This window comes from Oceanithermus profundus DSM 14977 (assembly GCF_000183745.1).
In the GTDB taxonomy this organism is placed as follows: domain Bacteria; phylum Deinococcota; class Deinococci; order Deinococcales; family Marinithermaceae; genus Oceanithermus; species Oceanithermus profundus.
In genome coordinates this window covers 2,157,478-2,175,362 of record NC_014761.1, presented here as the reverse complement: position 1 = coordinate 2,175,362, position 17,885 = coordinate 2,157,478, and the positions used below count along the sequence as shown (strand labels likewise).

At 70.0% G+C, this 17,885-nt stretch carries 19 protein-coding genes and 4 tRNA genes; 6 read left to right on the top strand and 17 right to left on the bottom strand.

The genetic code is table 11. The features are described 5' to 3' along the window. Position 1: 1 nt before the first annotated feature. Both OCEPR_RS12360 and OCEPR_RS10780 read left to right on the top strand, forming a co-directional pair. Positions 2–742 (top strand): c-type cytochrome, encoded by a 741-nt coding sequence (locus OCEPR_RS12360; RefSeq protein ID WP_013458755.1) that lies wholly within the window; start codon positions 2–4, stop codon positions 740–742. A gap of 96 nt (positions 743–838) precedes the next feature. Next, entirely contained in the window at positions 839–2,458 is a 1,620-nt protein-coding gene (locus OCEPR_RS10780) for a nitrite reductase (protein WP_013458754.1), read from the top strand. Between the two features lie 78 nt (positions 2,459–2,536). Here the strand turns inward: OCEPR_RS10780 and OCEPR_RS10775 are convergent, their stop codons facing one another. The 7 genes from OCEPR_RS10775 to OCEPR_RS10745 all read right to left on the bottom strand — a co-directional run bounded on the left by OCEPR_RS10775 (position 2,537) and on the right by OCEPR_RS10745 (position 5,186). After that, entirely contained in the window at positions 2,537–2,974 is a 438-nt protein-coding gene (locus tag OCEPR_RS10775; RefSeq protein ID WP_013458753.1) for an EVE domain-containing protein, read from the bottom strand. 1 nt (position 2,975) lies between these two features. Further along, positions 2,976–3,665 carry a Crp/Fnr family transcriptional regulator gene (locus OCEPR_RS10770; RefSeq protein ID WP_013458752.1) on the bottom strand — a complete coding sequence of 230 codons (690 nt, stop codon included), beginning with the start codon at positions 3,663–3,665 and terminating at the stop codon, positions 2,976–2,978. A 66-nt stretch (positions 3,666–3,731) separates the two neighbouring features. Continuing rightward, positions 3,732–3,808: transfer RNA gene (locus OCEPR_RS10765), tRNA-Val, on the bottom strand. A 43-nt stretch (positions 3,809–3,851) separates the two neighbouring features. Then, positions 3,852–4,835: a thioredoxin-disulfide reductase gene (trxB, locus tag OCEPR_RS10760; protein WP_013458751.1), complete on the bottom strand. Its 984-nt coding sequence runs from the start codon at positions 4,833–4,835 to the stop codon at positions 3,852–3,854. Between the two features lie 102 nt (positions 4,836–4,937). Continuing rightward, positions 4,938–5,013 (bottom strand) — tRNA-Glu (locus OCEPR_RS10755). Positions 5,014–5,034: 21 nt separating this feature from the next. After that, a tRNA-Glu gene (locus OCEPR_RS10750) sits at positions 5,035–5,109 on the bottom strand. A 3-nt stretch (positions 5,110–5,112) separates the two neighbouring features. After that, a tRNA-Gln gene (locus OCEPR_RS10745) sits at positions 5,113–5,186 on the bottom strand. 164 nt (positions 5,187–5,350) lie between these two features. On the opposite strand from OCEPR_RS10745, the gene OCEPR_RS10740 reads away from it, so the two are divergent. Together OCEPR_RS10740 and OCEPR_RS10735 are read left to right on the top strand one after the other, a co-directional pair. Further along, complete coding sequence (locus tag OCEPR_RS10740; RefSeq protein ID WP_013458750.1) at positions 5,351–5,803, top strand: DUF2267 domain-containing protein; 453 nt, start codon at positions 5,351–5,353, stop codon at positions 5,801–5,803. 90 nt (positions 5,804–5,893) lie between these two features. After that, a complete protein-coding gene (locus OCEPR_RS10735) occupies positions 5,894–7,513 on the top strand; it encodes a long-chain fatty acid--CoA ligase (RefSeq protein WP_013458749.1) in 1,620 nt (539 codons plus the stop codon). Positions 7,514–7,588: 75 nt separating this feature from the next. Here OCEPR_RS10735 and OCEPR_RS10730 read toward each other — a convergent pair whose 3' ends face one another. The 3 genes from OCEPR_RS10730 to OCEPR_RS10720 form a co-directional block, all read right to left on the bottom strand. After that, a complete protein-coding gene (locus tag OCEPR_RS10730) occupies positions 7,589–8,689 on the bottom strand; it encodes an AI-2E family transporter (RefSeq protein WP_013458748.1) in 1,101 nt (366 codons plus the stop codon). Positions 8,690–8,693: 4 nt separating this feature from the next. Next, positions 8,694–9,431, bottom strand: coding sequence for a M23 family metallopeptidase (locus tag OCEPR_RS10725; protein ID WP_013458747.1), 738 nt, complete (start codon positions 9,429–9,431; stop codon positions 8,694–8,696). A 61-nt stretch (positions 9,432–9,492) separates the two neighbouring features. After that, positions 9,493–9,795, bottom strand: coding sequence for a large ribosomal subunit protein bL28 (locus tag OCEPR_RS10720; RefSeq protein WP_013458746.1), 303 nt, complete (start codon positions 9,793–9,795; stop codon positions 9,493–9,495). 88 nt (positions 9,796–9,883) lie between these two features. Between OCEPR_RS10720 and lspA the strand changes: the two genes are divergently transcribed. Continuing rightward, positions 9,884–10,312 carry a signal peptidase II gene (lspA, locus tag OCEPR_RS10715; protein WP_013458745.1) on the top strand — a complete coding sequence of 143 codons (429 nt, stop codon included), beginning with the start codon at positions 9,884–9,886 and terminating at the stop codon, positions 10,310–10,312. A gap of 3 nt (positions 10,313–10,315) precedes the next feature. Here the strand turns inward: lspA and OCEPR_RS10710 are convergent, their stop codons facing one another. The 4 genes from OCEPR_RS10710 to OCEPR_RS10695 form a co-directional block, all read right to left on the bottom strand. After that, positions 10,316–11,416: a sensor histidine kinase gene (locus OCEPR_RS10710; protein WP_013458744.1), complete on the bottom strand. Its 1,101-nt coding sequence runs from the start codon at positions 11,414–11,416 to the stop codon at positions 10,316–10,318. Between the two features lie 44 nt (positions 11,417–11,460). After that, the gene (locus OCEPR_RS10705) at positions 11,461–12,180 is read right to left on the bottom strand and encodes a hypothetical protein (RefSeq protein ID WP_013458743.1); all 720 of its coding nucleotides are present in this window, start codon (positions 12,178–12,180) and stop codon (positions 11,461–11,463) included. A gap of 154 nt (positions 12,181–12,334) precedes the next feature. Beyond that, positions 12,335–13,045 carry a ferritin-like domain-containing protein gene (locus OCEPR_RS13065; protein ID WP_013458742.1) on the bottom strand — a complete coding sequence of 237 codons (711 nt, stop codon included), beginning with the start codon at positions 13,043–13,045 and terminating at the stop codon, positions 12,335–12,337. A 137-nt stretch (positions 13,046–13,182) separates the two neighbouring features. Continuing rightward, on the bottom strand, positions 13,183–14,331 hold the full coding sequence (locus tag OCEPR_RS10695) for a pyridoxal phosphate-dependent aminotransferase (protein ID WP_013458741.1): 1,149 nt from the start codon (positions 14,329–14,331) through the stop codon (positions 13,183–13,185). A 165-nt stretch (positions 14,332–14,496) separates the two neighbouring features. Here OCEPR_RS10695 and OCEPR_RS10690 point away from each other — a divergent pair, with 165 nt between their 5' ends. Next, positions 14,497–15,036, top strand: a complete 540-nt coding sequence (locus OCEPR_RS10690) for a transposase (protein WP_013458740.1) — start codon at positions 14,497–14,499, stop codon at positions 15,034–15,036. A 45-nt stretch (positions 15,037–15,081) separates the two neighbouring features. Here the strand turns inward: OCEPR_RS10690 and OCEPR_RS10685 are convergent, their stop codons facing one another. The 3 genes from OCEPR_RS10685 to OCEPR_RS10675 all read right to left on the bottom strand — a co-directional run bounded on the left by OCEPR_RS10685 (position 15,082) and on the right by OCEPR_RS10675 (position 17,855). Then, positions 15,082–15,909, bottom strand: a complete 828-nt coding sequence (locus tag OCEPR_RS10685) for an ABC transporter permease (protein WP_013458739.1) — start codon at positions 15,907–15,909, stop codon at positions 15,082–15,084. Further along, positions 15,906–16,697, bottom strand: coding sequence for an ABC transporter ATP-binding protein (locus tag OCEPR_RS10680; protein WP_013458738.1), 792 nt, complete (start codon positions 16,695–16,697; stop codon positions 15,906–15,908). The genes OCEPR_RS10685 and OCEPR_RS10680 overlap by 4 nt, the downstream gene beginning before the upstream one ends. Before the next feature lie 141 nt (positions 16,698–16,838). Then, entirely contained in the window at positions 16,839–17,855 is a 1,017-nt protein-coding gene (locus OCEPR_RS10675; RefSeq protein ID WP_013458737.1) for an aldo/keto reductase, read from the bottom strand. Between the last annotated feature and the right edge of the window lie 30 nt (positions 17,856–17,885).

Genomic DNA, 17,885 nt, shown 5'->3' with positions numbered 1-17,885 from the left:
CATGGATATTGTTCGCGTTGAAGTTTACCTGGACGACGCCAGCGAGCCGCTGGTCGTCGTGACCGAGCCGCCGTTCAACGTCCGGCTCGACCCGGCGGAGATGGGCGAGGGCGAGCACGTCCTCACCGTCGTCACCCACTACCAGGGCGGCGCCAAGGACCACCACCAGTACGTCTTCGACGTCAGCCACAAGAACAACGTCTTCGCCGGCCACATCAGCCAGGCGCCGCTGCGGGCGCCCGTCGAGGTCGAGCTCGTCGACGAGGTCGAGCGCGAGAACCCCAAGCCCCCCAGCCCGGTGCTCTACGGGCTGCTGCCGGTGCTGCTCTTCCTGCTCGTCGTCGTGGTCTCGTGGTACATCGCGGTGCGCGCCGAGAGCGCGGCCGTGGACCAGCCGACGAACGTGCAGAAGATCGCCCGCTCGGTGGCGGCCGCGGCGCCGACGGCCAAGGCGGGCGCGGTCGACGGGGCGGGCCTATACGGCGCGAACTGCGCGAGCTGCCACGGCGCGAACGGCGAGGGCATGGGGGCGGTCTTCCCGGCCCTCGCCGGCAACGACGCCCTGGCCGACGCCGACTTCGTGATCCGTGCGGTGCTGAACGGCGTCCCGGGTACGGCCATGCCGGCCTTCGGCGGCCGCTTCTCCGACGAGGAGGTGGCGGCGGTGGTCAGCTACGTGCGCACGAGCTGGGGCAACGCCTACGGGGCGGTCGACGCGGCGCAGGTGGCCGCGCTGCGATAGTGCGGTGGGTTACAATAGGTTGACGACCGCAACCGCGCCGTGCGTTCCTGCAGGCCTAGGTTCCGACGCTTCGGAGGAAGCGAGAAGGAGGTAGGTATGCGATGGAGTAAGGCGTTAACGGTAGGTTTGGCGGCGCTGGCCCTGGGGGCCCTGGCCGTGGCGCAGGGGCTCACCCCCGAGCAGATGGAAGAGGGCAAGAAGATCTACTTCCAGCAATGCGCGGGGTGCCACGGGGTGCTGCGCAAAGGCGCGACGGGCAAGAACCTCGAACCCGACAAGCTCAAAGCGGCCGGCAAGAACGTGGACTACCTGAAGGCGATCATCACCAACGGCTTCGGGGGCATGCCCGCCTGGGGCAAGCTCGGCATCCTCACCCCGGAGCAGATCGACCTGATGGCCAAGTTCCTGCTCTCGCCGGTCCCCGAGCCCCCGCCCTGGACCTTCGAGGACATCAAGAACAACTGGGTGGTCTACGTCCCGGTGAGCAAGCGGCCCACCCAGCCGGAGACGACGCGCAACTGGCAGAACTTCTTCGGCGTGATCCTGCGTGACATGGGGCAGGTGGCCATCGTCGACGGCGACACCAAGGAGCTGGTCAAGATCCTGCCCACCGGCTACGCCACCCACATCCTGCGCTCGTCCAAGGACGGCCGCTACTTCTACGTGATCGGCCGCGACGGCAAGGCCGAGATCATCGACCTTTGGAGCAAGGAGCCGACGCTGGTGGCCGAGGCCAAGGTCTGCCTCGACGCCCGCAGCATCGACACCAGCAAGTACGAGGGGTACGAGGGCAAGTACGCCGTCGTGGGCTGCTACTGGCCCAGCAACTTCGTGATCCTCGACGGGCAGACGCTCGAGCCCCTGAAGATGGTCTCCACCCAGGGCTACGTCAAGAGCACCGGCGAGTTCCTGCGCGAGAACCGCGTGGCCTCGATCGTGAGCTCGCACTTCAGCCCCGAGTGGATCCTCAACATCAAGGAGGGCGGCCAGACCTGGCTCGTCGACTACGCCAACATCGGCCTCAAGGGCAAGCCGATCAACGTGCGCATGATCGACACCGAGCGCTTCCTCCACGACGGCGGCTGGGCGATGGACAAGCGCTACTTCCTGGTGGCGGCGAACGCGGCCAAGAAGATCGTGGTCATCGACGCCAAGACGGGCGAGTTCGTGGCCAGCATCCCCGTGGGCGACAAGCCCCACCCCGGCCGCGGCGCCAACTGGGTGCACCCCAAGTACGGCCCCGTCTGGGCGACCGGCCACATCAAGGACAACAAGATCGCGGTCATCGGCACCGACCCCAAGGGGCACCCCGACTACGCCTGGAAGGTCGTGAAGATGATCGAGACGCCCTACCCGGGCAACCTCTTCATCAAGACCCACCCGAAGAGCCCCTGGCTGATCGTCGACTTCACCGTCGCCCCCACCCCCGAGGCCAACGCCACGCTCTGCGCCTGGAAGAAGGAAGACCTCGAGAAGGACCCGATCTGCTGGGAGGTGCCGGGCGCCAAGAAGCTGAAGGCGCGCATGGTGCACATCGAGTTCAACAAGGACGGCAGCGAGTTCTGGGTCTCGGCCTGGGGCAACAAGGACACGCCGACCTTCATCGTCGTCTACGACAGCGTGACCCTGCAGGAGAAGACGCGCATCACCGGCGACTGGGTGCGCACCCCGACGGGTAAGTTCAACGTCTGGAACACGGCCAACGACATCTACTGAACCCCGGAGTCGGAACCGGAGCCCCCGCGCGGTGCGGGGGCTCCAGGCGTTCCCGGGGCCGCGGGCGACGGCCGCGCCTCAAAACGCCGGCGGCGCGCCCAGCATGGCCCGGGCGATCCGCTCGAAGTCTTCCCGGCCGATTTCCAGGTGGCCGAAGCGGAAGGCGTAGCCCCAGCGGCGCGCGTCGTGGATGAAGTCAAGCGCCTCCAGTAGCGGGCGGATGGGCACCTCGCGGGCCTCCGCGAAGAAGGCCACGTCGCTGCGGTACGGCCGGAAACCGCCGCCGGCGTCGACCCGGTAGACCTCGCCGACCACCCGCCCGATGGCCGTGAAGCGCTGGCAGGGTTCGCGTTCTCCGAAGCGCTCCACCGGCGAGTAGTAGATCAGGCCGTCGCCTGCGCGCATGCGCTCGAGCGCCCGGGCCTTGCCGTGGTTCAGCTGGGCGAAGCCCTCCCCGACGCCCCGCCGCACGTGGTCGCGCGAGGCGACCCCGATCCAGAAGCGAGGCTCCGGCACCCTAGCCCTTGGCCACCGCGATCAGGGTGACCTCGTTCTCGAGCCAGACCCGGCGGTCCTCGAGCCGGATCCAGCCCTGCTTGTAGAAGCGGCTCAGGGTGCGGCTCACGATCTCGGGCACGGTGCCCAGGAGGGCCGCCAGCTCGGGGTTGGTGGGCAGCGGGAAGCCCGGGCCCAGGGTGGCGTGCTGTTCGAGCAGGTACTGGGCCAGCCGGGACTGCACCTCGAAGAAGGCCACCCGGCGCAAGAGCAGCAGCAGCTCGAACTGCCGCTCGGCCACCGAGCGCAACAGCGCCCGGGTGAAGCGGGGGCGCTCCTCCATCAGCTGCAGGATGCCCTCGCGCGGCACCCGCACCACCCGGCTGGGCAGCGCCGCCTCGGCGGTGACGGGGTAGTGCTGGCGTTCGCTCAAGACCGCGATCTCCCCGATGCTCTCGGGGGGGCCGGCCATGTGCAGCACCAGCTGGCGGCTGCCCTTGGGCCCCACCTGGTAGACCCGCAAAAGCCCGTCCGCGACCACGTGGGTGTGTTCCACCAGGTCGCCCTCGTGGAAGAGGGCCTCGCCCTCGGCGAGCTCGCGCACGCTCGCCATCTGCACCACGCGCTCCAGGTCCGCGGCGTCCAGGCGCGCGAAGAGCGAGTTTTCCCGCAGGGCCTGATGCACGAGCTGCATCGTATCGCCTGTTGCCATCCGGCCTCCTTGCCTACGCTCCGTTCCTTTTTCTACCACAGCGAACGCCCCCGGACGGGGGCGTGGTGGTGGGCGGTAGAGGACTCGAACCTCCGACCCCCTGCTTGTAAGGCAGGTGCTCTAGCCATCTGAGCTAACCGCCCTCGCGCCCTCTAGCCTACCGGCCCCGCGGGAGCGCCGCAAGCGCTAGGACGAAGCGGGTTCGGCCTGCTCCTGCTCCATCAGCCACTTCTCGGCGGTCATGGCCGCGCGCGTGCCCGCGCCCACGCTGGTGGCGAGCTGCTTGTAGATGGGGTCGGCCACGTCGCCGGCGGCGAAGACGCCCGGCACCGAGGTGAGGATCTCGTCGGTGACGGCCACGTAGCCGTCAGGGCGCAGCTCCACGACGCCCTTCAGGAAGTCGGTGTTGGGCACGCTGCCCACGAAGACGAAGACGCCGTCGGTGGGGTAGACGTACTCCTCGTTCGTCTTGAGGTTCTTCACCCGGACGCCGGTCACGTGGTCCTCGCCCAGCACCTCGGTGACGACGTGGCTCCAGAGGAACTCGATCTTGGGGTTTTGGAAGGCGCGCTCCTGGGCCACCTTGTTGGCGCGCAGCTCGTCGCGGCGGTGGATGATCGTCACCTTGCGGGCGAACTTGGTGAGGAAGATCCCCTCCTCCACCGCGGCGTCGCCGCCGCCCACCACGACCACGTCCTTGTCGCGGTAGAAGAAGCCGTCGCAGGTGGCGCAGGTCGAGACCCCGCGGCCGTAGAACTTGTCCTCGCCGGGTACGCCCAGCTTGCGCGGGTTGGCGCCGGTGGCGATGATGACGCTCCGCGCCCTGTAGTTGCGCTCGAAGGCCTTGACCAGGAAGCCTTCGTCGGTCTTCTCGAGCGCCTGGACCTCGTCCATGACCACCTCGGCGCCGAACTTGCGCGCCTGTTCGGCCATGCGGTTGGCCAGCTCCGGCCCCGAGATCCCCTCGGGGAAGCCGGGGTAGTTCTCCACCTCTTCGGTCTGGGCGATCTGGCCGCCGGGTAGCCCCTTTTCGAGGATCACGGTCTTCAGGCCGCCGCGGCCCGCGTAGATGCCCGCGGTCAGGCCGGCGGGCCCGCCGCCGATGATGACCACGTCGTAGGTCTGGTCCTGCTGGGCCGAACCGCCGAGTTCGCCAATCTTGAAGTCCATGCTCGCCTCCCGCGGCCCGCTCGGGGCCCTAGCGCAGTATATACCCCACGGGGGGTATGGGGGTAGCGCGCGCGACGCAAAAGAAGACGCGCTCGAGCCGTCTGGTGACCCCAGGGGGATTCGAACCCCCGTTACCGCCGTGAGAGGGCGGCGTCCTAGGCCTCTAGACGATGGGGCCGCGTTCGGCTCGAGCGCGCTTTGGTGACCCCTACGGGACTCGAACCCGTGCCGCCGCCTTGAAAGGGCGGTGACCTAACCGCTAGTCGAAGGGGCCTTCTGGCTGGGGCACGTGGATTCGAACCACGACCAACGGATCCAGAGTCCGCCGTCCTGCCGTTAGACGATGCCCCAGCAGGCCGCCCGGCTGCTCGCCAGGCACGCAATATAGTACAACCCGTCGGCGGTTTTGACAAGTCATCGGGGCCCGGTCGCACCCGCGCCGCCGGCCCGCGCAAACTTGATAGCTAGAAGCGCAGATAATATAATACAAGCGCCAGGGAAAGGAGGTGAGCGGTATGGCAGCCACCGGACTCGCGGTCTTCGACACCACACTGCAGAAGACGCACGCCTGGCTGGGCGAGGTCATGCAGGAGCTCGGGACCGACGACCGGCACAAGGCCTACCTGGCCTTGCGCGCCGTGCTGCACGCCTTGCGCGACCGCCTGACCGTCGAGGAAGTGGCGCAGCTGGGCGCCCAGCTCCCGATGCTGATCCGCGGCTTCTACTACGAGGGCTGGGACCCCACGGGCAAGCCCCTGAAGGAGCGCCACAAGGAAGAGTTCCTGCGCCACATCTACAACTACTTCAAGACCACCCGTTACGGCGAGCCGGACGTCGACCCCGAGGAGGTCGCCCGCGCCGTCTTCCGCGTGCTGGCCCGGCGCGTGAGCGAGGGGGAGATCGAGGACGTGGTGCGCATCCTGCCGCGCGAGCTGCGGGAGCTGTGGCCCAAGGCCACGGCCGTGTGAGCTCCGGCGCGGCGGGGGCGGCCCCGGCGGGGCCGCCTTTTTCGTGGGCGCATGTAAAATGTTAGCCAGGTGACGAACAAGGAGGACGCCATGCAAGGAACGATGATGAACTTTCCCCTGACGCTGCCCCACATGCTCGAGCGCGCCGGCAAGCTCTTCCCCAAGGTGGAAGTGGTCAGCCGCATGCCCGACAAGTCGCTGCACCGCTACACCTACGCCGACTTCTACAAGCGCAGCAAGGCGCTGGCCGAGGCGCTCGGGAAGCTGGGCCTCAAGAAGGGCGACCGCGTGGGCACGCTGATGTGGAACCACTACGCCCACCTGGAGGCCTACTTCGGCGTGCCCATCGCCGGCGGGGTGCTGCACACCCTCAACCTGCGCCTCCACCCCAGCGACATCGCCTACATCATCAACCACGCCGGCGACCGCTTCCTGATCGTCGACGACGTGCTCCTCAAGCTGGTGCTGGCCATCCGCGAGCACATCCCGGGCGTCGAGGAGATCATCGTGGTGCCGCTCACCGGCCAGCCGGTGCCCGAGGGGTTCATGGACTACGAGCAGTTCCTCGACACCGCCGAGGGGAACTTCCGCTACCCCGAGCTCGACGAGAACGACCCGTTGGGGATGTGCTACACCTCGGGGACGACGGGCCGGCCCAAGGGCGTGGTCTACACCCACCGCTCGACGATCCTGCACTCCTTCGGCATCGCCCTGCCCGACGCCCTCTCGCTCTCGATGCACGACGTCTTCACCCCGGTGGTGCCGATGTTCCACGTCAACGCCTGGGGGCTGCCCTACGCGGCGGTGATGACGGGCACCAAGCAGGTCCACCCCGGCCCCTACCTGGACGCCGAGAACCTGCTCGACCTCTACGAGCGCGAGCGCGTGACCGCGACCGCGGGCGTGCCCACGATCTGGCTGGGCATCCTGCAGGCGCTGGAGAAGGAGCCCGACCGCTGGAAGCTGGTGCCCGGGATGCGCATGGTCGTGGGCGGCTCGGCCGCGCCCGAGAGCATGATCCGCGCCTTCGACAAGTTCAACCTGCGGGTCATCCACGCCTGGGGCATGACCGAGACCAGCCCGCTGGGCACGGTGAGCCTGCTCAAGCCGCACCTGCTCGAGCTCGACGAAGACGCCCAGTACGCCTACCGCGCCAAGCAGGGGCTGCCGGTGCCGCTCGTCGAGGTGCGCGCCATGACCGACGACGGCGAGGCCCCCTGGGACGGCAAGACGATGGGCGAGCTGCAGGTGCGCGGCGCCTGGGTGGCCTCGAGCTACTACAACCTTCCCTCCGAGACCGACAAATGGACCCCCGACGGCTGGTTCCGCACCGGCGACGTGGTGACGATCGACGCCGAGGGCTACGTCAAGATCACCGACCGCACCAAGGACCTGATCAAGTCGGGCGGCGAGTGGATCAGCTCGCAGGACCTCGAGAACGCCCTGATGAGCCACCCGGCGGTGGCCGAGGCGGCGGTGATCGCCGTCCCCCACCCCAAGTGGGCCGAGCGCCCGCTGGCGGCGGTGGTGCTGCGCGAGGGCGAGGAGCTGACCGCGGAGGAGCTGCGCGAATTCCTGGCCCCCAAGTTCGCCAAGTGGTGGCTGCCCGACGCCATCGTCTTCGTCGACGAGATCCCGCGCACCAGTACCGGCAAGTTCATGAAGGCGAAGCTGCGCGAGCGGTTCAAGGATTGGAAGTGGGAAGAATAGGAAGTAGGGGGTAGGAGGTAGGGGGTGGGCTGCGCAGCACTTTCCCACCTCCTACATCCCACATCCCACCCACCGTTAACACCCCTGTTCGTGACACCGGCTCGGCAGGTAGTAGTCGGTGTAGAGCACCTTGGCGAAGGCGACCGTGGGCACGGCGAGCATCGCCCCCCAGAGCCCGAAGAGGCCGGCGCCGGCGAGGATCGAGAGGACGACGGTGATCGGGTGCAGCGCCGTGGCCCGGCCCAGGATGTAGGGCGAGAAGAGGTGGGACTCGAGCTGGTTGGCGATCAGGAAGACGACGAGCACCCCCACCACCTTCCAGGCGGCCACGGTGAGCGCCAGCAGCAGCGCCGGCACGATCGAGACGACGACGCCCAGGTAGGGCACCAGGTTGAAGACCCCGGCGATGAAGCCGAGCGCCGCGGCCATGGGCACGCCGATGAGGGCCAGCCCCAGGCCCACGGCCAGGCCCACCAGCGCGGCCACGAGCAGCTGGCCGCGGATGTAGCCGCCCACGGCGCGGTCGAGCCGGCCCGCGAGCTCGACCGCCAGCGGCTGCCAGGGCCGCGGCAGCGCCTCCAGCAGCGCCGCGTTGACGCGCGGGAAGTCGACCATCAGGTAGCCCGTCACCACGAAGACCGCCAGCAGCTGCACCAGCCCGCCCGCCAGTGCGGCCAGCCCGGCGACGAGGTTGCCCCCCTGACCCAGCAGCGCCCCCAGCCCCTTCACCAGTGTGGCCGAGAAGCCCTGCAAGAGCGCCTTGAGGGCGTCGGCGGTGTGCACCAGCACGGCCTGCACCTCGGGGGTCTCGGCCCAGCGCCGCACCAGCGCGGGCAGCCCCTCGATCCAGCCGTTGATCGGGCGCAGCACCTCGGGGATGCGCTCGGAGAGCTGCGAGAGCTGCACCACCACCTCGGCGAGCAGCACGCTCGCGAGCCCCAGGAAGACGAAGAAGAGGGCGTAGACGAGCAGCACCCCGAAGGCGCGCCGCACCCTGCGGCGCTCGAGCCCGCTCACCAGCGGATCGGCCAGGTAGGCCAGGGTGTAGGCGATCAGGAACCCTACCCACACCGCGGCCGTGCGCAGCAGCAGCCAGCCCAGGGCCCAAAGGCCCAAGAGCAGCACGGCCACCCGCACGTAGGGGTTGGCCCAGACCTGCCGCAGCGCGTCCCGCATGGACCTAGGGTACCGCAAACAGGGCGCGCGCCAGGGTGAGCAGCTTGTCCTTGTTCTCGCGCGGGTCGAGGCCCTTGCCCAGGTAGGTGCCGGTGTCCACGTTGCCCTGCCAGACCTCGAGCAAAAGCCGCGCCCCCTCCCGGCTCCCGCGCGAGGCCGCCTGGGTGCCGCTGTTGCCCACGTAGCCGATCCATTCGCCCCGCTCGACCAGCTGGCCCACGGCCAGGTCGGGGCGCAGCCCCGAGAGGTGGGCGTAGACGGTGATGCGGCCGTCGGGGTGTTCGATCCAGACCTCCCGACCGCGCAGCCGGTCCATCTGCTCGGGGGTGGCGCCGCCGGCCACCGCCTCGATGAGGGCGTCGAACTCGGCCGCGCTCAGCTCCTGGAAGTCCTGCTCGGCCTTGAGCACCCGGCCCCGCTGGACGGCGACGACCCCGGTGCCGTAGACGACGGGGACGCAGGCGTCGCCGCTCACGAAGATGAACCCCTGGTTCGCCCCCTTGCGGTAGTCGCGGGGGTAGCCCGGCAGGTGTTCGGGCTTCTCGGGCAGGCAGGCCCCGGGCAGGGGCAGCGCGTAACGCTCGGGGCCGCCGCCGCTGGCCTCGGGGGCGGGGGCGCCCGCCAGGGCGGCGCGCAACCGGTGCAGCTCCGCCCGGTCGTGCCGCCAGGCGAGGGTGACGACCAGCGCGTAGAGCACCAGCGCGATCAGCACGTACCAGCCCGGTTTGAGCCCCGTCTTCACGCCTCCATTCTTGCACAGCGAAACCGCCCGGGCGGGCCCGGGCGGCGGGGGTGCGGGTTGCTTACTTGTCGAGCAGCGCGAGCAGGCGCGCCTTGATCTGCTTCTCGGAAAGCCCCTCGAGCTTCATGCCCTTGGCGCGCTCGGCCAGCTCGTAGACCTTGTGCACGTGGGACATGGCCACGCGGAAGGTGACGGGCTTGCCGCCGACGCGGATCGTGACCTTGCGCAGGTTGGGGGCCTGCCAGTGCTTGTGGATGCCGGTGGTCTTGCGGCCGACGCCGCCCAGCCGCTTGGCCTTACCGCGCTGGGTGATTTTACGGGCCACGGTGGGCCGTTTTCCGCTGATTTCGCACACTCTCGACATAGGGTCCTCCGGGGGTGCTTCGGCCGCGGGCCAAAGCCAGCAAACGCGAGTATACCACAGCCGCCAGCGGCCGTGCTAGACTCACCCCATGCCCACCGTCCTGATCCCGCTCCTGCTGGCGGCCGACCAGATCAGCAAGCTGCTGGCGCTGCGCTTTTTGGATCCCATTCCCGACCGCCTGCTGCCCGGCCTCTACCTGACGCTGGTGCAGAACACCGGGGTGGCCTTCGGGCTCTTCAAGGGCAACCCCACGCTGCTGGGCGGGTTCAGCCTGCTCGTCGGCTTCGTGCTGCTCGTCTACCTGGCGCGCGCCCGCAGCGCGCCGCTCTTCGTCTTCGCGCTTTCGCTGGTCGCCGCCGGCGCGCTGGGCAACGCCGTCGACCGGCTGGGTCGCGGTTGGGTGGTGGACTTCCTCGACATCGGACCCGGCCTCTGGCCGGTCTTCAACCTCGCCGACAGCTTCGTGGTCGTGGGGGTCGTGCTGTTGCTGTTACCCTGGGGCCGGGCGCGGAGCTGAGGCTCAGCCCGTCTCGGCCGCCGGAACGCAGACCCGGAAGACCGCACCGCCGCCCTCGCGGCTCTCCACCGTCGCCTCGCCCCCGTGGGCCTCGGTGATGGCGCGAACGATCGCCAGCCCCAGCCCCGAACCCCCGGAGCTGCGCGAACGCGCGGGGTCCGCCCGGTAGAAGCGGTCGAAGACCCGCGGCCGGTCCGCCTCGGGGATGCCCGGGCCGTCGTCGGCCACCCAGAGGCAGGCGCGCCCGTCTTCGAGGCGGCAGCCCAGGCGCACCCGCGTGCGGGCGTGGCGCAGGGCGTTGTCGATCAGGTTGAAGACGACCTGGCGCAGGCGCGCCGGGTCGATCCGCGCGGGCGCGGGTTCGAGGTCGAGCTCGAGCGCGACCCCCCGCGCCTCGGCGCTGGCGGCGAAGGCCTCGGCGCTCTTCGCCAACAGCTCGGCCAGGTCGTAGGGCACGGGCTCGAGCGCCAGCCCTCCCGACTCGGCGAGCGAGAGCAGCCGCAGGTCGCCGACCAGCAGCGCCAGGTGGTCCACCTCCTCCACCAGGCGTTCCAGGGTCTCGGGGTCGGGGTCGAGCATGCCGTCGGCCAGAGCCTCGAGTTCGCCCTTGAGCACCTGCAGCGGCGTGCGCAGCTCGTGGGCGATGTCGGCGACGCGCCGCCGGTCCAGCTCCTCTTCGGTCTGCAGGCGCTCGGCCAGCTCGTTGAAGGCGCGGGCCAGCTCGGCCAGCTCGTCGCGCCCGCGCACCCGGGCGCGGGCGTCGCGGTCGCCCTCGGCGTAGCGGCGCGTGGCCCGGGTCAGTTCGCTGACCGGGCGGGTCATCCGCCAGGCCAGCCAGCCGCCCACGCCCAGCGCCACCACGAGCGCGATCAGCGCCGCGCGCAGGTTGGCCTCGCGCAGCTCGCGCAAGAGCCGCTGCTGTTCTTCGAAGAAGCGCGGGGGCTTCGCCGGGGGGTGCTGCCCCTCGATCGCCCGCGGCAGGTCGCGGTCGAGGAAGCGGTGCACCCGCTGCTGCTGGGCCTGCCAGACCAGGGCGGCGGTGATGCCGCTGGCGAAGAGGGCCACCAGCGCGAAGGCCAGCACCAGCCGCGAGGCCAGCTTCACGCTGCACCTCGCGGCCGGTGGGGAAAGGTGGACATGCCCTCAGTCTAGCGGCCCGGACGCTGGGGCCCCGCCCCCGGATGGGCGGGGCGTTCCTGCGGGCCGTGGGGGCGGCGCGGCTTCTGGAAGCCGTGGCCCCGGTCTCCCGGGCGCTGCGGCGCGCCGAAGCCCGCGGCGGGGTTCAGGCCCGCGGGCCGGTTCAGCATCCGCTCGACGCGCACGTCCAGGTTGGCGCGCAGGCGCTCCGCCTGCTGCGCGCTGATCACGCCCAGCTCGAGCAGCTGGTCGATGCGCGCCTCCTCCAGCGCCCGCAGCTGCGCCTTCAGCACCCCCACGTCGCCGCCGCTGCGCGCCACCAGCTCCGCCAGGGTGGGGCCTTCGAGCGCCAGCTTGCGCGCCTGCAGGCGCGCCTTCAGGCTCTCGTAGCGCAGTTCGGGCAGCTTGCCCGCGCGGTAGGCCTCCTCGAGCCGTTCGAGTTGCACCTCGAGCACCTTGCGCTGGAACTCGAGCGGCTCCATCCCGCTCGCCTCGATCAGGGCGCGCAGCCCGCCCTGCCGGTACGCGGCGCGCAGTTCCTCGGCGCTCTTGCCCAGCACCTCGGCCAGTGCCTCCAGGCGCGCCCCGCCCTGCAGCTCCGCCGCCGGGCCCACGGGCCGTTTCGCGGGCGCGCCCGCGCCGGGCGCCGCCGCCGGACCCACGGCCAGCGCCAGCCCCAGCGCCAGCCCGACGGCCATCACGGTACCTGCCTTCCTCCAGCTTCGTTTCATGACGACCTCCCTTTCTTCGGGGGCGGTGCCCCCACGTGCGCCTTTACTTTAGGCACGCGCCGGTGAAGGGGCCGCGAAGGGAGCGTGAAGGTTCGTTCACGAACCGCGGGCCCCCGTAGGGGCCCGCGCAGGAGATGCAGATCGAAGGGGCGGGTTAGTGACCGGAGCCGGCTCGGGGGCCCGCACCGCCGTGGGGGCCGTGGCCCTGACCTTGGCCCTGCTGCTGGCAGTCCTGCCCGCCGTGGTTGCCCTGACCCTGACCCCGCTGGGACGCGAAGGTGTCGTGGAGCTCCTGCATCTGCTCGGGGCTCAGGGTGCCGCCGTTCTCGGCGGCCAGCGAGAAGGCCGGCAGGTGGCGCTCCTGCGAGGCGGCGCGCAGGTGGTCGAAGACCTGCACCAGGTTGGGGTAGTCCTTCACCGCTTCCATCAGCCGGTCGTACATGGCCACGTTGGCCACCTCGCCCTCGGCCCAGGCCTTCGCCGCGTCTTCCAGGCTTTCGGGCGCGCTGACCTGGCCCAGGTAGGGGTTCTCCGCGGGGTAGTCGACGCCGTAGCGGTCGAGCTGGCGCTTCAGGGCCTCGATGTGCTTGGCCTCCGCCTTGCGGATGCTCACGTAGGGCTCGACCTCGCCGTACTTCTCGATCACCGCGGTGTACATCGCGTAGGCGGCGTACTCGCCTTCGGGACCGGTCAGCGCCTCGAGCAGCGCGTTCTTCGCCTCCTCGCTGAGCGGCTGGGTCTGCACCTGGGCGTACCCCGCCCCCGCGCCGGGGCCCTTGCCCTGACCCATCTGCGCGAAACCGAACCCGAGACCGAGGACCAAGCTGCCTGCTGCCAGTGTAAGGATCATCGTTTGTTTCTTCATCGTCTTCCTCCCTTGGGCCCTTGGGGCCCGCTTGCTACGGTCCCCAGGGTAGGGGGGTGCCCGCGAAGGTTGCGCGAAGGAAGTGTGAACGAACGAAGAAGGCGGCCCGGAGGCCGCCTGCGGTCCGCACGGAAAACTCAGAACAGCCCGGCCAGCCGCTCCAGCGCCCGCTCCAGGTTTTCGTCCGAGGTGGCGTAGCTCATGCGCACGTGCCCCGGGGCCACGAAGTCGGTGCCCGGCACGACCACCACCCGCGCCCGGTCGAGCATGATCTCGGCCGCCTTCAGCTCGTCTTCGTGGATCCGCCGCACGTCGGGCATCACGTAGAAGGCCCCGTGGGGCATGGGGGTGGGCAGGCCCAGCTCTTCGAGTCCCTTCACGAAGAAGTCGCGCCGGCGGCGGAAGGCCGCCTTGGCCTTTTCGATGAAGGCCCGGCTCTCGGGGCTTTCGAGCGCGGCGATGGTCGCCCACTGGGCGAAGGTGGTGGGGTGGGTGACCGACTGCCCCTGGATCTTGGTCATCGCGGTGATGATCTCCTTGGGCCCCGCCGCCCAGCCGATGCGCCAGCCAGTCATGGCGTAGCTCTTGGCCGCGCCGCCCACGGTGATCGTCCACTCGGGGGCGTCGCGGCCGGGCGAGTAGGCCTCGCCCTCGTAGATCAGGTGTTCGTAGATCTCGTCGGAGACCAGGAAGACGCCGCGATCGTTCGCCAGGCGGGCGAGCCCCTGCAGCAGCTCGGGCGGGTAGACCGCGCCGGTGGGGTTGGAGGGCGAGTTGACCACGATGGCCTTGGTGCGCTCCGTGACCGCCGCGGCCACGCGCTCCAGCTCGGGCACGAAGCCGGTCTCGGCCGTGCTCTTCACCACCACCGGCACGCCGCCCGCGAGCTCCACCTGGGCCGAGTAGCTGACCCAGAAGGGGGCGAGCAGGATCACCTCGTCGCCGGGGTCGAGGATGGCCTGGAAGAGGTTGTAGAGCACGCCCTTGCCGCCCGCGCCCACGGTGATCTGGTCGGGGGCGTAGGAGAGGCCGTTCTCGCGCTCGAACTTGCGCGCCAGCGCCTCGCGCAGCTCGGGGATGCCCGCGGGCGGGGTGTACTTGGTCTTGCCCTCGGCCAGGGCCTGGCAGGCGGCGTCCTTGACGTGCTGGGGGGTGTCGAAGTCGGGCTCGCCGGCGGTGAGGGCGATCACGTCCACGCCCTGGCGCCGGAGCTCGAGCGCCCGGGCGTTCATGGCCACGGTGGAGCTGGGCTTCAATGCTTGTGCGCGTTTGGACAAGCGGCTCATGCTGCAAGTATATACGAAGGCCCCGGCCGCCCGCCGGACCGGGTACAAGCGCGGGGGAGGCTCCAGGCCGTGCGGGTCCCGCTTTCCCGGCCGGCCGCACGCAGGCCAATGAATATGCACAGCCTTTTCGCTGCAAGCCCGGCCTTCTCTTTAAAATAATTGTATATGAAGCAACGCCGCAGGTCCTTGCGCTTGCCGCACCACGACTACGCGGCCCCGGGAGCGTATTTTGTGACGCTGGTGACCCACGAGCGCGCGTCGATCTTCGGCCGGATCGAAGCAGGGCGGGTAAGGCTTTGCGAGCCGGGGCGGATCGCGCGGGAGGAATGGTTCCGCACCGCGGAGCTGCGCAGCAACGTCGTGTTGTTCGCCGAAGAGTTCGTGGTCATGCCCAACCACGTGCACGGCGTCGTCCGCATCGTCGAACGCGCCGCCGTTCCGGTAGGGGCGCAGCGCGCTGCGCCCCTACCGCGGTCTGCGGTCGCGCCGGGCTCGCTCGGCGCCATCGTGCGCGCCTACAAGTCCGCGGTCACCCGGCGCATCAACCGGCTTCGCGGCACTCCCGGGGCCCCGGTGTGGCAGCGGAACTACTGGGAGCACGTCGTCCGCAGCGAGCACGCCCTGGCGGCCGTCCGGCGCTACATCGCCGAAAATCCGTTTCGCTGGCACCTCGACGTTTACAACCCCGATCGCCGCCTGGGTTAGGCGCCCTTGGCGATCGGGCCGAAGTCGGCCTACCCGCCTCTTCTTTTACCCCGTCCGCTTCAGCTTCCCCGTCCGTTTGGCCCAGAGCTCGACCAAGCCAAAGATCCACAGCCCCAGGGGCACGAGGACCACGCCCATCAGCGCCAGGACCAAAAGTTCGTGGGTCACCGCGCCGAGCGGCGCGCCCGCCAGCGTGCCCGCCTCGGTGAGCGGCCGGTCGAGGCCCATCAGCTTGCGCGCGGCCGCGAGGGCGTAGGTGGCGGGCGAGAGGACCGAGAGCGGTTGCACCCAGGCGGGCAGCACCTCGACCGGGTAGTAGATGCCGCTCACCAGCAGCAGCACCCCCTGCACGATGTTCGTGGCCTGGGCGCCGTTCTCGGGGCTGAGCACCGGCAGGATCGCCGCCACCAGCCCCAGCCCCATGAAGGCCACGCTGGCCACCAGCAGCACCACCAGCACGCCCCAGAGGTTGGCTCCAGCGAAGCTGAGGTGGACGAAGAGGAGCAGGCCCACCATGATCACGATCGTGCGCACCACGCTGTAGGCCACGGCGAAGAGGCTCACCCCCAGCAGGTGGGTGAGGCGGTGCACCGGGGCCATGAAGGTGTACTCGAGCGTCCCCTCCCAGCGCTCGTAGCTGATCGAGTTGCTGATCTCCTGGAACATCGCCGAGAGGAAGCTCCACAGCAGCACCCCCAGCACCAGCGTCAGGGTGAGCCGCTCGTCGCCGGCGGCGACGCCGATCAGCGCGATCGTCGCCGAGTTGACCAGCGCGTAGAAGGTGAAGACGACGACCCAGGAGAAGTAACGCCGGGTCAGGTGAAAGTCGCGGAAGACGAAGGCCCACAAGGGGCGCAGGAAAGCGGGAATCATACGACCTCCTCGGCTGCGGCGGGCGCGAAGCCCTCGCCGGTCAGGCGGATGAAAGCCTCCTCCAGGTCGGCCGCGTCCGCCCGTCGTTTCAGTTCGTCCGCGCTCCCCTCGGCCACCAGCCGCCCGCGCGCCAGAAAGCCGATGCGCGCCGCCAGCCGTTCGGCCTCGGCCATGTCGTGGGTGGTAAGCAGGATCGTCGTGCCACGCTCGGCGCGCAGCTCCTCGAGGAAGCGCTGCACCTCGCGCTTGCTCGCGGGGTCGAGGCCGGTGGTGGGCTCGTCCAGCAGCAACAGCGGCGGGTCGTGCAGCAGGGCGCGGGCGATGGCGATCTTCTGCTGCATGCCCCGGCTCATCTCCTCGAGCGGGTCGTGGAAGCGGCGCGGCTCGAGCCCCAGCCGCTCGAGGATCCCGCGCGCCTTCTTCTCGGCCGCCGCGGGCTCGAGGCCGTAGAGCTGGGCGGCGTAGAGCAGGTTCTCGCGGGCCGAGAGCTTCTTGTAGAAGGCGGCGTCCACGCTCACCCGGCCGATGCGGCGGCGCACCTCCGCCTCGCCGCCGGGCAGGGGGCGGCCCAGCACCCGCACCCGGCCGCCGTCGGGCAAGAGCAGGGTGGCGAGGATGCGGATCAGCGTGCTCTTGCCCGAGCCGTTGGGGCCCAGAAGGGCGTAGGTCTCGCCCTCGTCCACGTAGAAGCTCACGCCGTCCAGGGCGCGTTCGGTCTTGCGCGCGCCGAACCAGCCCTGCCGGCTGGAAAACGTCTTTTTCAAATCGTCCACTTCGATCGTCCGCACGGTTCCTCCCAAACGAAACGGCGGCCCGAAGGCCGCCGGCAGGCTCGAAAATCTACGGCGCGTACCTTTCGGGTACAGGGTGCGGTTTAAGCGCGTTGCATCCGGATCATCACGTCACCTCGAGTTCCAGCCTAGCACACCTCAGACCTCCAGCTCGGTGCGCCAGCGCTCCCAGTCGGAGACCTCGTCGAGCCGGGCCACCTCTTCGGGGGCGAGCTCGAGCTCCGCCGCGGGCAGCAGCCCGGCCAGCTGCTCGGGGGTGTTGGCCCCCACGATCGGCGCGGCCACGTAGGGCCGCGAAAGCAGCCAGGCCAGCGCCACCTGCGCCGGGGTGGCTCCGTGGGCGGCGGCCACCTCCTCGAGCGCCGCCAGGATGCGCCAGTTCTTTTCGCTGAAGAAGCGGCGGCGGATCCCCTCGGCCCGCACCGATTCGGGCGCGGGGGCGTCCGGCCGGTACTTGCCGGTAAGGAAGCCGCCCGCCAGCGGCGAGTAGGGGAAGACCCCCAGGCCGTAGGTCTCGGCCACCCGCGCCAGCTCGCGCTCGAAGTGGGCGCGCACCGGGTCGGCGATCGAGTAGTGCGGCTGCAGCGCCACCGGCGCCACCAGCCCGCGCCGGTCGGCGGCCCAGAGGGCCTGCATCGTGCGCCAGGCCGAGAAGTTGGAGACCCCCACGTAGCGCACCAGCCCCTTCTGCACCAGCTCGGTCATCGCCGCCAGGCTCTCCTCGACGGGCACCCGGTTGTCCACCCAGTGCATCCAGTAGATGTCGATCCAGTCGGTGTTCAGCCGCTCCAGGCTGGCCTCCACCGCCCGCAGGATCCAGCCCCGGCCCAGCCCCTCCTCCTGGTAGGGCGAGCCGCGCCCGCGCCGCCCCTCCTCGCCCATGGGGCCGCGCACCTTGGTGGAGATCAGCACCCGCTCGCGCACGCCCGGGTTCGCGGCCAGCCAGCGGCCGACCACCCGCTCGGCCACCCCGCCGGGGTTGCCCGCAGCCCAGTTGGAGTAGATGTCGGCGGTGTCGATGAAGTTCCCACCGGCCTCGACGTAGCGGTCGAGGATGGCGAAGCTCGTCGCTTCGTCGGCGGTCCAGCCGAACTGCATCGTGCCCAGGGCCAGGGGGTAGGTGAAGAGTCCGCTCGTTCCGGCTTGACGGTACATGGCTCCAGCCTAGCAGAGCGCATGTAGAAT

Coding starts and splice junctions, on each gene's coding strand:
- OCEPR_RS12360 (WP_013458755.1), top strand. CDS start 2: ATGGATATTGTTCGCGTTGAAGTTTACCTGGACGACGCCAGCGAGCCG.
- OCEPR_RS10780 (WP_013458754.1), top strand. CDS start 839: ATGCGATGGAGTAAGGCGTTAACGGTAGGTTTGGCGGCGCTGGCCCTG.
- OCEPR_RS10770 (WP_013458752.1), bottom strand. CDS start 3,665: ATGGCAACAGGCGATACGATGCAGCTCGTGCATCAGGCCCTGCGGGAA.
- trxB (WP_013458751.1), bottom strand. CDS start 4,835: ATGGACTTCAAGATTGGCGAACTCGGCGGTTCGGCCCAGCAGGACCAG.
- OCEPR_RS10740 (WP_013458750.1), top strand. CDS start 5,351: ATGGCAGCCACCGGACTCGCGGTCTTCGACACCACACTGCAGAAGACG.
- OCEPR_RS10735 (WP_013458749.1), top strand. CDS start 5,894: ATGCAAGGAACGATGATGAACTTTCCCCTGACGCTGCCCCACATGCTC.
- OCEPR_RS10730 (WP_013458748.1), bottom strand. CDS start 8,689: ATGCGGGACGCGCTGCGGCAGGTCTGGGCCAACCCCTACGTGCGGGTG.
- OCEPR_RS10720 (WP_013458746.1), bottom strand. CDS start 9,795: ATGTCGAGAGTGTGCGAAATCAGCGGAAAACGGCCCACCGTGGCCCGT.
- lspA (WP_013458745.1), top strand. CDS start 9,884: ATGCCCACCGTCCTGATCCCGCTCCTGCTGGCGGCCGACCAGATCAGC.
- OCEPR_RS10705 (WP_013458743.1), bottom strand. CDS start 12,180: ATGAAACGAAGCTGGAGGAAGGCAGGTACCGTGATGGCCGTCGGGCTG.
- OCEPR_RS13065 (WP_013458742.1), bottom strand. CDS start 13,045: ATGAAGAAACAAACGATGATCCTTACACTGGCAGCAGGCAGCTTGGTC.
- OCEPR_RS10695 (WP_013458741.1), bottom strand. CDS start 14,331: ATGAGCCGCTTGTCCAAACGCGCACAAGCATTGAAGCCCAGCTCCACC.
- OCEPR_RS10690 (WP_013458740.1), top strand. CDS start 14,497: ATGAAGCAACGCCGCAGGTCCTTGCGCTTGCCGCACCACGACTACGCG.
- OCEPR_RS10685 (WP_013458739.1), bottom strand. CDS start 15,909: ATGATTCCCGCTTTCCTGCGCCCCTTGTGGGCCTTCGTCTTCCGCGAC.
- OCEPR_RS10675 (WP_013458737.1), bottom strand. CDS start 17,855: ATGTACCGTCAAGCCGGAACGAGCGGACTCTTCACCTACCCCCTGGCC.